At 47.7% G+C, this 12,966-nt stretch carries 7 protein-coding genes; 1 reads left to right on the top strand and 6 read right to left on the bottom strand.

Annotated elements, in window-relative coordinates:
- Nucleotides 1–76: 76 nt before the first annotated feature.
- The 6 genes from QUA97_RS07270 to cysC all read right to left on the bottom strand — a co-directional run bounded on the left by QUA97_RS07270 (nt 77) and on the right by cysC (nt 10,737).
- Complete coding sequence (locus QUA97_RS07270; protein ID WP_194067979.1) at nt 77–2,026, bottom strand: long-chain fatty acid--CoA ligase; 1,950 nt, start codon at nt 2,024–2,026, stop codon at nt 77–79.
- 433 nt (nt 2,027–2,459) lie between these two features.
- Nucleotides 2,460–4,097: an acetolactate synthase large subunit gene (locus tag QUA97_RS07275; RefSeq protein WP_442922490.1), complete on the bottom strand. Its 1,638-nt coding sequence runs from the start codon at nt 4,095–4,097 to the stop codon at nt 2,460–2,462.
- Nucleotides 4,098–4,235: 138 nt separating this feature from the next.
- Nucleotides 4,236–5,603 (bottom strand): NAD-dependent succinate-semialdehyde dehydrogenase, encoded by a 1,368-nt coding sequence (locus QUA97_RS07280; RefSeq protein WP_333194160.1) that lies wholly within the window; start codon nt 5,601–5,603, stop codon nt 4,236–4,238.
- A 371-nt stretch (nt 5,604–5,974) separates the two neighbouring features.
- Nucleotides 5,975–8,302, bottom strand: coding sequence for a GumC family protein (locus QUA97_RS07285; protein WP_333194162.1), 2,328 nt, complete (start codon nt 8,300–8,302; stop codon nt 5,975–5,977).
- Between the two features lie 142 nt (nt 8,303–8,444).
- A complete protein-coding gene (locus tag QUA97_RS07290) occupies nt 8,445–10,175 on the bottom strand; it encodes an SLBB domain-containing protein (protein ID WP_194067970.1) in 1,731 nt (576 codons plus the stop codon).
- A gap of 37 nt (nt 10,176–10,212) precedes the next feature.
- The gene (cysC, locus tag QUA97_RS07295; RefSeq protein ID WP_333194165.1) at nt 10,213–10,737 is read right to left on the bottom strand and encodes an adenylyl-sulfate kinase; all 525 of its coding nucleotides are present in this window, start codon (nt 10,735–10,737) and stop codon (nt 10,213–10,215) included.
- Nucleotides 10,738–11,027: 290 nt separating this feature from the next.
- Here cysC and QUA97_RS07300 point away from each other — a divergent pair, with 290 nt between their 5' ends.
- Nucleotides 11,028–12,914 (top strand): FAD-dependent oxidoreductase, encoded by a 1,887-nt coding sequence (locus QUA97_RS07300; RefSeq protein WP_333194167.1) that lies wholly within the window; start codon nt 11,028–11,030, stop codon nt 12,912–12,914.
- The last annotated feature ends 52 nt before the right edge of the window (nt 12,915–12,966 follow it).

The raw sequence follows: 12,966 nt of genomic DNA on the forward strand, positions 1-12,966 counted from the left end.
CGATTGTTGACACCAATTGGGACTCGGGTGTTGGGATCATTTTTGCTTTTCCATTCCCCAAGTCCTGCGAATATTTTCAAAACATCCCGTCAATCATATCGCGGTAGTGTTCAGTCACAACCGGGCGCTTAATTTTCAGGGTCTGGGTCAACATTCCATTTTCCATTGAAAATGGCTCCTGAATCAACCGGAACGGGCCGATGCGATCGTCCGCGCGGTATCCAGGGCGATTTTTCACCTCCCGGTTCAACTCTTGGCGGAATAAGTCTTGAATTATCTTGCTATTCCAGTCAATTTCCTGTATGGGCGGACTCTGAGTTTCGCCCCATTTCAGTACGGCTTCTGAATTGGGGACAATTAAGGCGCCGATCGATTTCTGGTCTTGACCTACTACGATAATTTGGTCGATGTAGGGGCTGCGGATGCAGGCATCTTCGATCGGCTGCGGTTCGATATTTTCGCCGTTGCTGAGGACGATCGTATCTTTGGCCCGCCCGGTCAAAACTAAGTCGTTTCCCGGTGTCAGCCAGCCTAAATCGCCGGTGTCAAACCAGCCCATCGAGTCCATCACCTTTGAGGTAGCTTGGGGATTGAGATAATAGCCCGCCATGATTTGCGGCCCTTTTGCCAATACCAAGCCGCGCTGGCCCGGAAGCAGTTGCTGCCGAGTCTCCGAGTCTACTATTTTAATTTCCGTACCTGGAATAGGCTGTCCGGCAGAACCTTTAAGATTGTGCCAAGGGCGACGGACTGTCAAAACCGGGGATGTTTCGGTTAAACCGTATCCCACCAACAAACCGATATTCGCAATTTCAAAGAAATTGTCTAAATGCGCGGCCAAAGAACCGCCACCGCTGATTGCCCACTTAAAACGTCCTCCCGTAGCTTCCCGGACTTTTTGGTAAACGAGTTTTTCGGCAAGGGCGTAAACGGGCGACAACAGAATAATTTTGATCCGGGCGATCAAGTTTTCAGCAACTGAGGCAGGTTGTAAATTGAGAGTTAATCCTTCGACAATCCGGCGGGATTCTATGTATTTTTGGCTGGCAGATAACAGGAAATTCACCAATTTTTGTTTGTTGGGAGGCTGTTCCCGAAATTGCTTTTGTACTGCCTCGTAAATCGATTCCCAGATGCGCGGAACGCTGACCATGTACTGGGGTTTGTAAGTTTTAAAGTCTTGTTTGAAATAGCGAATGCTGGTGTAAATTTGGGTGCATCCTTGGGAAAACATGAAATATTCAACCGTGCGTTCGTAGGCGTGCCAACTGGGGAGGATGCTGAGAACGCCATCGCCGGCTTCGGGCTGGAGAATTGTCCCGAAGGTGGTGATTTGGTGCAGCAAATTGCCGTGGGTCAGCATAACGCCTTTGGGTTTGCCGGTGGTACCGCTGGTGTAGAGGAGAGTGGCGAGGGTTTGCGGGTTGTGGTTGGTGGGTTTGAGGGTGCTACTTGCCCCTGTGGCCATGACTTCGGAAAATTTGACTGTGTTGAGGGTTTGGTTGGTTTCCGATTCTTCGTCGGAGAGGAGGACGACGAGTTGAATGGGTAAGTCGGGGAGGCGGTGTTGGAGTTTTTTGAGTAATGCCTGGTTTTCGACTACTAAGGCGGTACTGCCGCTGTCTTGGATGATGTGGAGGAGTTCTTCGGGGTCGGCGGTCGCGCCTCGAACGACGTTGGCGGCCCCGGCGGTCATGATGCCTTGGTCGGCTATCAGCCAGCGGGGGCTGTTGTCGGCGAAGAGGGCGACGCGGGGAGGGATTGCTTCTTCGGGATTGGATTGGATGCCGAGGGCTTGCAAGCCGCTGGCGAATTGCTGGATTTGGTGGTAGAGGTCGGTGTAGGTGAGTTTGATTTCGGGCTGGCTGTGGGGGTCGTGGAGGGCGACGGTTTGGGGAAATCGCTGTTTGACGATCGCCCAAATTTCGGGTACGGATTTAATGGAACTGTAATCGATCAGGCGGCTGAGGTTCGCGCGATCGCGATCGGTCATTTGAGACAATGTGTAAGACGCTGGGTCGTTCATAGTTATTTTTTGTGAGTTTTGGGCGATCGAAGTATTTGGTAAATTTAGCATCTCTACTTTTGTGCATAATACCTTTCTGCATAATACCTTTCTGCCGAAAAAATATAAGTTGACGGTTTGGTAGCGGTATTTCGTAAATAAACATCGCTATAGCACTTCTCACAAATATGAGGGATTGATAGATCCCCCCAATCTCTCAATCCCCAATCTAAAATCTAAAACCTAAACCTCACCTTTTTGAGAAAGTCAACCTAGGGTGCATCGCCAATCACAACTCTCGCCCCACAACGCCGGATCAAACCAGCGACGCACCCTACAACTTATAACTTCAGTAAACCCTATTGAACCTGTATCTCAGCTTTTTGAGAGGGGTTGACGAATACTCACCTATCTAAAGTATGAATAATCGCGAACCCGCCCGATCGAATTTATGTTATATATTGCAACTCATATCCCCAGATAATTGACTGAAACGGGCATTTTCTCGGTAGTCTACCGGACAGTCAATCACGCAGGGGACATCTTGAGCCAGCGCTTCCTTCAGGATAGGAATCAAATCGCTAGCAGATTCCACCCGGTAGCCTTTTAAACCCATACTTTCGGCAAATTTTACAAAGTCGGGATTGCCAAATTTGATGAAATCTGAATGGCCAAACTGATCTTCCTGCTTCCATTCAATTAACCCGTAGCCGCCGTCATTAAAGATGAGAGTCACAAAATTAGTACCGACGCGCAACGCAGTTTCTAACTCTTGACAGTTCATCATAAAACCGCCGTCGCCGGTGGCTGCTACTACTTTGCGATCGGGATAAACGAGTTTTGCCGCCACCGCGCCGGGAATCGCAATTCCCATTGCCGCAAATCCGTTGGAAATTAAACAGGTATTCGGGCGATCGCAATGATAGTGCCGCGCGATCCACATTTTATGAGCTCCCACATCAGATATGACAATATCTTCCGGGCCCATAACTTGCCGCAAATCGTAAATGATTTTTTGTGGCTTGATCGGGAAACCATCATCCGCTGCATATTGTTCGTACCCAGCGCGAATATCCGCCCGCAATTGCTTCGCAAAAGGGTCTACTTTTTCCATGCGATCCGCGCGCTGCAAAATTTCATTGAGGGAATCAGAAATATCCCCCACAACTTCTACAATAGGAATATAACTGCTATCAACTTCTGCAGGCAAAGCTCCAATGTGAATAATCGGAATTTTCCCGTCAGGATTCCACTTTTTCGGGGAATATTCAATTAAATCGTAGCCAACAGCAATCACTAAATCCGTTTCTTCAAAAGCACAACTAATGTAATCTCGCTTTTGCAATCCCGTCGTCCAAAGTGCCAAAGGATGAGTGTAAGGAATTACGCCTTTGCCCATAAAAGTATTAGCTACTGGAATATTTAATCGAGTAGCAAATTCTGTCAAAGTATCGCTGGCGTTAGCGCGGACTGCGCCGTTTCCTACTAACAGCAAAGGACTTTTTGCCTTAGAAATTGCTATGGCTGCTTTATTCAGGCTTTTGTAAGCGCCAAAAGTTTTTTCGCGGTTGTCTTTGGTGAGCGGCTCTCCTTCCACAGGCATTGCGGCGATGTTTTCTGGCAAGTCAATATGAACTGCTCCTGGCTTTTCGCTTTGAGCAACTTTAAAAGCTTTGCGGACGATTTCTGAGGTCGTGCTGGGGCGGACAATCTGAGCATTCCACTTAGTAACAGGCGCAAACATAGCTACCAAATCTAAATATTGGTGTGATTCTATGTGCATTCTGTCTGTACCGACTTGTCCGGTAATTGCTATTAGAGGAGCGCCGTCTAAGTTGGCATCAGCAACTCCTGTCATTAAGTTAGTTGCGCCGGGGCCCAAGGTGGACAAGCAAACGCCGGCTTTGCCTGTGAGGCGACCGTAAACGTCGGCCATGAAGGCTGCGCCTTGTTCGTGGCGAGTAGTAATAAATTTAATTGAAGAGGTTCTTAGGGCTTCTAAAACTTCTAAATTTTCTTCTCCGGGAAGTCCGAATACGTATTCTACACCTTCATTTTCTAAACATTTGACAAGTAGTTGAGCTGTGTTCATTTCGGTTTTTTCCTGTTTAAATGGGGCGGTATTTTCTGACAAATTTTTCGTCAAAATACTAGATTAATTTTAACCGCTGATGAACGGGTATTGACGCAGATTAATTGATGTTTTGACGAAAAATTTGTCAGATTTTGTTTATTTTACCCACACTGTTTTGATGTTGACAAATTCGTGAATTCCTTGGATGCTCAATTCGCGTCCGTAACCGGAGCGTTTGATGCCGCCAAAGGGCAGTCTGGGGTCGGATTTGACTAAGCCGTTAATGAATACTGCGCCGGCTTCTAGTTCGGAAATAAACCGATCGCTCTCTGTTCTTACTGTAGTCCAAGCTGCGGCACCCAAGCCAAAGGATGTGCTGTTAGCTAGGGCGATCGCCTCATCGATGCCTGCAACCCGGAATACCAAGGCTACCGGGCCGAAAAACTCTTCTTGACGCGCCGCAGCATCCGCAGGAATATCTGACAGGATAGTTGGTAAGTAAAAATTGCCCGCCTTCTCTGACAGCGGGCGGCCGCCTGTGAGAAGTTTGGCGCCCGATTGGATGCAGGTTTGCACTTGACTGTCCAATTCTTTGAGGATTGCTGGGGTAGCCAAAGGGCCGATATCGGTTTCGGGTAACATCGGATCGCCTACTTTTAATTGCTCGAATTTTTCGATAAATCCTTTAATGAATTCGTCGGCGATTTCTTCTGCTAAAATAAAGCGTTTGGCGGCGATGCAAGATTGGCCGTTATTCACGATCCGCGATGTGACTGCTGTTGATAAAGCTAATTCTAAATCGGCGCTGGACATTACAATAAATGGGTCGCTTCCTCCCAATTCCAACACTACTTTTTTGAGATTTTTGCCGGCATTTGCTGCCAAACTTTCCCCGGCGGGTTCGCTACCGGTGAGAGTTGCTGCTTTGATGCGATCGTCCGCAACTATCTTAGCTACTTTCTCAGATCCCACTAACAAAGTTTGAAAAACTCCTTCGGGAAAGCCAGCTTCCGCGAAAATTTCCTCGATTTTTAAAGCGCACTGCGGCACGTTGGAAGCGTGTTTGAGCAAGCCGACATTGCCTGCCATCAGCGCCGGTGCGGCAAACCGAAAAACTTGCCAAAATGGGAAATTCCAGGGCATGACGGCTAAAATAACGCCCAGCGGTTGGTAGCGGACAAAGCTACTGCTAGCATCTGTGGTTGCGGCTACGTCTGCCATAAATTGAGCGGCATTTTTGGCGTAGTAGCGGCAAACTAAGGCGCATTTTTCTATTTCGCCGATCGCCGATTTGAACGTTTTGCCCATTTCCAGCGTCATCATTTCGGCGTAAATTTCGCGATCGCGCTCCAAGATATCCGCAGCTTTTTGCAGCCAAATTGCTCGCTGCTCAAACTGCAAGTCGCGGTAATTGTTAAAAGCTTGCTGTGCTAATTCCAGCTTAGCTTCAATTGCCTCATCCGTTATCTCCTCAAAAGTTGAGAGCGTTTCTCCCGTTGCTGGATTGATAGTAGCAATAGTCATTGTTTCATCTCCTTTTCAAAAAACACAAAACTCCCTGATAGTTGTGAAGCTACCTCGGGAGTTGCATTGATATATTACAAAATTGGGATCGATCGGCCATACTTTTAGGTTTGGCTAACTTGCCAGTGCCGGGATTTGTTTAAATCTCTCTGTTTTTAATTATAGTGCAAGGTATTAATCGCAAATCTTAAGAAATTTTGTTTTTAAAGTTTATATTTGCGATCGAAGTGGCAACTTCCAGGAGCTGCCTGGGAACCCATATAAGCGAGGAAGAGCCTCGGCTGGGACAATCGAAAATAGAGGCATAGCCTCCGGATCTCCGCTACCAGGTAGAGCCTGGTAACGAGTAAAAAACGAGTAACTACACGCTCCTAAACAGACTTCTCCTCAATGTAATTCTGCACGTAAGACTGATAGTAATACCTGCTGCCCTTATCGTTATTAGCCACCATTCCCAACAGCGGAATTCCTGCCATTTTCAAATCCTCAAAAGCCAACAACAGCGCCTCCCGCTCAGTTTGATGCAGCCCAACTACCAGCATCAATCCGTTAGTTTGACCGGCCAACAAATTTGCATCTGCCAAACCCAAAAGCGGCGCAGTATCGTAAATAACTAAGTCAAAATGACTTGCCAAAGCTGCCATTAAATGCTGCATTTTTCGCGAAGAAAGTACCTTGGTGGGGTCTGGAGGTACTGGCCCGGATGTTAACACAAATAGGTTTTCATCCCTGGGCGATCGCACGATCGCATCTTCCACATCCAAATCCTCAGCAATCACGTTGTGCAAGCCTTGCCAGTTCGGCAAACCGAGCATTTCGTGCACCTGCGGCCGCCGTAAATCCGCATCCACCAACAGCACTTGCTGGCCCATTGCAGCCGCCGCCCGTGCCAGATTTACTGCCACAGTAGACTTGCCATCAGCTACTTGACAAGACGAAATTACACAAGAATTGATCGGAGTATCAACGTTTAGCAACCGAATATTAGCATTGAGCGATCGAAAAGCCTCTTGAAAAGCATCCGTCGGCATCGGCGAAATTTCCACATCCACCGAAGTCTTCTCAGCAGGCGGCAGTCTCAAAATTTTATCGCTAGCAGGAATTATCCCCAACAAAGGCAGGTGAATCGAATGTTTGACATCCTCGGGAGTCTCGAACACCGTTTTATTATTAAACCGTTCCGCCAACTGCGCCATCAGCATACCGAACACCAAACCAGCCAATCCCCCCAAAGCCAAATTCAAAGGCATAATCGGAGCAACAGCCATCAACTCGCCATTTCTATAGCGCGGAATTTCCGGCTTCGCAATCACCTCCCAAGCCACCTCTTTTTGACCCACAGCTTCTAGCTGCAAAGCTTGCTGTTTCGCCAGCAAACTATTCAGCGTATTATTAGTCAACTCCGCCTCCCGCTGCAAATCCGAATAGCGGCGCAAAATCACCGGAAATCCTTGAGAATATTGATTCAACTCCTTAGCAGCTTGTTCCAAAACCACATTTCGCACCCCCAGCACCTGAATCAAATTAGCAGTACCGATAAACTGCTCGATCAACTTAATCCGCACCGGATCTTGAAAAGCCAGCACCTGCGAATTCACCTTAGCCAAATCAGTTCCCAAAACTTGTTGGGCTTCTTTCTGCAACAAAGGAATCAAATTATTGCGCTGTTCTCGCAACAATTGAATTTGTGGAGTTTGGTCTGTATATGTAGCCGAATTAATGGCAATTTGCCCTTCCAATTGCTGTAATTGAGTCAGCATTGCTTGATAGCGGGGAGCTTGACTCAAAGCCGAAGCCATCAGCGCTTGTTTCTGGTTCAATCCGAGCTGATTTTGCAGGTTAGCATAGAGCAATCTCTGCTGGTTGAACTGTGTTTGCGCGTCCAATCGTTGCGCTTGAATTTGACTAATTTGTTGCGCTAATTGTTGGCTCTGAATTTGCGGATCGATGAAATTGTACTGCTGCCGCAACTTTTGAATTTCGGTTTGCAGAAGTTGTTGGCGCTTTTTTTGGTTGGGAAGTTGCGATTTCACAAAATCCAGACTCTGGTTAATTTGTGATTTGGTATCTTGCACGCTGTAGTTGCGGAAACCAACGGCCACTTTTTCCAAAACAAAATTAATTTTTTTCGGGTCGTAATCTCGATATCTAACTTCGATAATTTTGGTATTTTTGAACCGATTGACTGACAGCCTGGTTTGTCCCGAAAACGGTAAATTATCTGCTTTTTGGTTCAAAAGGTAGCTGTAATTTATTTCGGGATATTTAGCCTGCAATTGTTTAATAATTGGCAACATCACTTGCGGGCTTTGCAAAACTTGAATTTGCGATTCGTAGTCAAAACCAGGATTTTCCGCACTTCCGGGACTCGCTGGTTGCACTTTCAGTTCGCCGGCATAGATTTTTGCTAAAGTTTTTTGCGTAATAGGGGCTTCTACTAATAATTGAAACCGCCCTTCGTATTCGCTTTTTTGAGTCAACGTCCAGGCAAAAACTCCTGTTGTCACTGCCACTGCTACGCCGATGACTAAGAGGGAACGCCTGCGACAAATCTCCCAAAAACTTAACTCTTCTTCCTCTGTGTTTTCCCTATCTAAAAATTGATTGTCTTGATAAACCGCTGTTGATATGTTTTGCCGTTCCCAAATTTTTCTATTGTTATTAAACTGTGTTATTTGAGACTTTTTCCCTGGTTTCATTTGATTTTACAACTTATTAGTTTAAACGTCTGTAAGGCTGGAGTCGTTTCATTAACCCGGTTTCTGACTAGATATCTAGTTACCCAACTGAAAATGTTTCTAGAAAACTGGTTTTTGAAGCCCTAGCGCTAGTCTATTCAAATCACCGAAAAATATTGAACAACCGAAAAATTCCCAACAGCGGGCTCAAAGGAGCGAGAGTCCCGCCTACATTATCCGAGAAGGTAGCACGGCCCGATCGCCTTACCATAATTACATCATTATTTTGCAGTTTGGGATTAGTTTCCTCATTGGCTGTTGCGGAAAAATTTACCTTAACACTTAGCCGGGAAACAGTACCGTTAGGATTCAGGCGAATTAAATCTACAGAATCCATTTCGGCGCGCGATTTATTAAAACCTCCGGCTGCTACCAGCGCTTGATTTAAAGAAGTGTTGGGCACCATCGCAAACGATCCGGGTTTCACGACTTCTCCCACAATGCTCACCTTAATCGTATCCGGTGAAAAAGTAGAATTAGCCACTTGTTCGCCTTCGACTGCATCAAGATTGTCGGCTTTGGGAACAATTACCGTATCTCCCTGTTGCAGCGCTAAATCTTGAGATACATCTCCCCCTTCCAAAAGTTGCCATAAATTCACATTAATAATTTGTTCCGTACCCGCGCGAGTCAGGCGGCGAACTTGTATTTGTCTGATATCGGCTACCGGCGTAATGCCGCCAGCCATTTTAATCGCCTTAGTTACAGTTTGCTGTACGAGAGTTTCCCCACCTGCGGGAGTTTCGCTGGCGCCAGCAAACAAACCAGAATTTGCACCTATTTCATTGTCTTGTACTCTACTTTGAACCTCTTTTGCCAGAGTATAAGTACCGGGGCGAGTTACTTCGCCCACCACAGCAATATTAATTGGTTGAGTGCTTTGTCCGGTAATGTTAGCTACTGCTAAAGTCGGTGCTTCTTGACGGTTGAGGCTAGTTACAGTGGGAATAAATATCGTGTCGCCGTCGCGCAAAGTCAAATCGGCGCGCAAATCGCCGTTTTGCAATAATTCCCACAAATCCACACTAATAACTTGTTCCGGTGCGTTGCGCTGGGGGCGACGGATTTTGATTTGCCGCACGTCTGCTGATTGGGTAATTCCTCCCGCCATTCGCAGAGCCCGCGATATCGTGGGCATTTGAGTGCCAATTTGTTCTGAGGTGCCTCCGGGGCCTGCTGCTGAGGATATTGTATAGGCTCCGGGGCGGTTGATTTCACCGGCGATCGCAATTTGCAAAGGACGCGCCGCCAGCAGTTTCAGCGTAATCCAAGGACGTTTAAGATATTTGCCGTATAGCTCCTTGACAGCATTAGAAGCTTGTTCTAAGGTCATTCCGGCCACTTCCAGGCTGCCAATTAAGGGCAAACTCAGGGAACCGTCTGCCTGTACTTGGTGTTGACCGTTGGGGCCGCTGTACTCCGGGACGTTGAAAATGTCCATTTGAACGCGATCGCCCGCGCCCAAAGTGTAAACTTCCGATCGTACACTTGCAGGCACACTTGCCGGAAGTCCCGGAAATCCCGGCGCTACGGGTACGGATATCGGCTCGCCCGAAACAGGAGGAAGAGGAGGAGGAGGAGGCAAAAACTGAGCAGCCGCCGGAGAGGAACCCACAGCCCCCAGCACTGAAACTGTTAAACTTTGGACAATCAAATTTTTGACGGCATTACTTGTCAAATAACCCAGCTTGCAGCTTTTGCTGGAAACATCTCTCCGGGTTCCTTTCCTCGAAACAGAAGCGAACAATCGAACCATTTCCGTCAAAGCCAAGAAAGCCCGAGGGTCAGGTTTTTTATCAAGTTGCACGCCGCGCGAAGAACTTTTCACCACCATCGCTTTTTGCCCCTATCCTCTTCCTACCCCGCCAACATCAAATGTAACCTAACTGTTCTAACTTGTTCAGAACTTTTTTAACACTCTCTTCTACACTTTCTTGCTCTGTGTAGCAAATAATCTCAGGATTGAGCGGTTCTTCATAGGGATCGTCAATTCCGGTAAAACCCTTAATTTCTCCTGCTCTCGCCTTAGCGTACAGCCCCTTGACATCGCGACCTTCGCACACTTCTAAGGGCGCTTTGACATACACCTCAACAAAATTTGGCTCCATCGCTCTAATTTCGTCGCGAATTGCTCTGTAGGGGCTAATAGCTGCGGTCATTGCGGCAACTCCATTGCGGCTCAGCAGGTGAGCGACAAATCCAATCCGCCGAATATTAGTATCCCGGTCTTCTTGGCTAAATCCCAAACCTTTTGACAAGTTGGTACGCACGACATCTCCATCCAAGATTTCCACTTTGCAGCCTCGACGCTTCAATTCTGGTTGGAGAGCTTCGCTGATAGTTGTCTTACCGGAACCGCTCAGGCCGGTGAACCACAAAATAAAACCTTTTTCCATTTTTAATTGCTTGGTTAGTAGTGAATAGTGGGGCAATTGTGCGATTTATTATTTTAATCTTTTGGTTCCCATTTTCTGATTGTTTTTGATTTGAGATGGGCTCTGATTTTCAGATTTTTATTAACCGCAGAGGACGCAGAGGACGCAGAGGAAGAGGTCAGAGGGAAGAGGAAAAATAGGTGGTCTTAAAATCCGTTGTACAATTTTTACGATCGCCTGTCGGCTGCGAGCCGTCTTTTCGCAAAAAACCCGGTTCCTGGCCCCATGCGTAACTAAAATCTAAAATCTTCATGTCTTCTCTCTTAAAAGCAGATGTTTTAGTCGTCGGCGGCGGCACCGGCGGCACTGCAGCAGCCGTGCAAGCAGCCCGCCACGGTGCCAAAACTATTTTAGTCAGCGAATTCCCTTGGCTGGGAGGAATGCTGACTTCCGCTGGCGTTTGTGCGCCGGATGGTAACGAATTAGCAGCTTTTCAAACTGGTTTGTGGGGTGCATTTCTCCGGGAACTTCAGCAGCGACAGCCGGGAGGTTTGGATTGGGGCTGGGTCAGTTTTTTTACTTACGATCCCCGCGTCGGTGCGGAAATTTTTGCTAATTGGGTTAAGTGTTTGCCGAACTTGCACTGGATTTCTGGACAAATAGCTCGCGATGTGATTTGCGAAGGTAACAGAATTTCTGGCGTTCGGTTTGCAGATGTTACTGTTTTGGCAAAAGTCACTTTGGATGCAACGGAATTAGGAGATTTATTGGCTTTAGCGGAAGTCGGGCACCGCTGGGGTTGGGAATTTCAAGCCGAGTGGGGAGAACCCAGCGCGCCGATCGCCCCTAACGATCTCACACAAAGGTATTCGGTGCAAGCTCCGACTCGGGTGGTTGTCATGCAGGATTTTGGTGAAGGTGCTGCGGCACCAGAAATTCCCGCGCCGCCTGTTGACAATCCCGATCGATTTTTCGGTGCTTGGGACGGTTACACTCCCGAACAATTTCTCAACTACGGCAGGCTACCGGGGGGATTGTTGATGATTAATTGGCCGATTCGCGGTAATGATTATGGTGAAGGGGTCGATCGACTAATTGAATCAACAGCATCTCGACAAGCATTCTACCAAGAAAGTCTCTGGCACAGTCAAAGTTTCGCCCGCTTCATTCAAACTCAACTCGGCCGCCGCTACGGTTTAGCACAGAATATTTTCCCGATTTCCCAGCCCGAAAATTCACCAAATTCTCCCCTGCTTTCCTCTGCTTTCGCGCTGCATCCTTACTACCGAGAAAGCCGCCGTTTGCGGGGACTCTGTACAGTCACAGAACAAGATATTTTGCCCATTGTTGGTGGAAGAGTCGCGAAATTGCCGATAAATTCTCAGGGAATTTGCGAGACAATTGCGATCGGCAACTATGCCAACGATCATCACTATCCCTGCGGCGACATTCCTTTGCAGCCAAAATCCATCCGCTGGGGCGGCCGCTGGAGTGGCACTCCGTTTACAATTCCTTACAGCGCCCTAATTCCTGCGAGTGCAGACGGATTGCTGGTTTGCGAAAAAAATATTTCTGTCTCTCACATCGCCAACGGTGCAACTCGCTTGCAGCCGGTGGTGATGAATATCGGACAGGCGGCGGGGATGGCGGCGGCTTTGTGCGTGGAAGCTGGATGTGGGCCGCGCGATTTGTCGGTGAGGGTTTTGCAGGAAGCTTTGCTGCAAGATTCCGAGGCGAGGGCGGCGGTTGTTCCTTTATTTAATTTGACACTGGAGCGATCGGATTGGCTCGATCGCCAGCGCTATTATCTCGATCGACCTCAAGCATATCCCGCCAGCGGCGAATGTCCTTCCTCAGATCCAAAATCGCGACAAACCCGGTTTCTCAACGAAACTTCTGTATTTGAACCCAGAACCTTGACATCTGAACTTAGTTTCTGCCCAAACCCCAGCAGTCAGACAGCAAATACCCACACCGAATTTTCGGGCATTTTCCGCCGCAAAGGTCCGCAAGACTGGACGCTAACCCTGACAAGTCCCGCATCCTTAGCCTGTCAAACTTGGCAACTCGTGACTTTGGATTGGGAAACTGACAGCTTTTTAGACAATTGCGAAACCGAACAGCCGATCGTAGTGTGGGGCTGGCCCAATAAAGCCGGTGGTTGGCTGCGGCTGACATCTGTAGCATTACAAGAGTAAGGTTTTTTGCAAAGTTCCGAAATTGGCAGAAATCTATCCTGATCGATCGGGC

The sequence above is a fragment of the Microcoleus sp. CZ3-B2 genome, assembly GCF_036705055.1.
Classification (GTDB): domain Bacteria; phylum Cyanobacteriota; class Cyanobacteriia; order Cyanobacteriales; family Microcoleaceae; genus Microcoleus.